Genomic DNA, 877 nt, shown 5'->3' on the forward strand with positions numbered 1-877 from the left:
CCGCCTCTCGAACGAGGCGATGGACGCCGGCATGGCGGGCGTGGACTGGACTCCCCGAAAGGCCGCCCCACCGGCGAAAGGTGCCGGAAGTGCTCCTGCCGACGACGACGCCCGGACGGTGCCCGGTGCGGTGTCCGCGAGACCGAAACTCTCCGGACGGTTGCACCACATTGAGATCTGGGTCGCCGATCTCGACAGGGGAGTCCAGAGCATCGGCTGGCTGCTCGAGCGGCTTGGCTTCCCCGCACGGGAGAACTGGAAGGACGGTGTCAGCTACGGGGGAGAGGGCTTCTACGTCGTGCTCGAATCCGGGCCGGACGTGGCTCCCGAAGGCCACCACCGGCGTCGTCCCGGGGTCAACCACCTGGCCTTCGCCGCCGGTACCCGCAGCGAGGTGGACCTGCTGGCGCGACGCGCCACGAGCCACGGCTGGACACTTCTGTTCGCGGACCGGCACCCCTTCGCCGGGGGCCCGGGCCACTATGCCGCCTACCTCGAGAACGACGAAGGCTTCGAGGTGGAACTCGTGGCCGACGAGCCCGGCTAGATTTCCGGGGTGAGGAGGAGATTCAGCTGAGGACCCCGCTTCCCGCTTCCCGGCTCGAGTTCCGCGGTCCACCGCTCCTGCGCGGCCCTGAGCAGCTGCGCGGGTGACTCCGGGATCTTTCCGCGCCGAGTGATCAAATGTCGAGCCAGCTCGCCGCGCGTGTGTTTCGCGAAGTGGGAGACGACGGTCCGCTTTCCGTCGCGCTCCTGGTAGACATTCACTGCCACGGTGTTCTCCACCGGGGGTGACCAGGCGGCCGCGTAGGTGCTCGACCGGCAGTCGACCACGAGGGATCCGCCGGCGTGCGCCCGCAGGGGCTCGTCCAGGACT

2 protein-coding genes are annotated in these 877 nt (G+C 69.2%); one reads left to right on the forward strand and one right to left on the reverse strand.

Annotation, left to right across the window (positions count from 1 at the left end; translation table 11 throughout):
• Positions 1-547, forward strand: a 547-nt coding sequence (locus Y705_RS0115650) for a VOC family protein (protein ID WP_253908660.1), incomplete at its 5' end; no start/stop codon positions are given.
• Here Y705_RS0115650 and yaaA read toward each other — a convergent pair.
• Positions 544-877 (reverse strand): peroxide stress protein YaaA (yaaA, locus tag Y705_RS21575; protein WP_155850117.1); only part of this gene is annotated, 334 nt, incomplete at its 5' end. The genes Y705_RS0115650 and yaaA overlap by 4 nt on opposite strands.

This window comes from Arthrobacter sp. H41 (genome assembly GCF_000520535.1).
Lineage (GTDB): Bacteria > Actinomycetota > Actinomycetes > Actinomycetales > Micrococcaceae > Arthrobacter_D.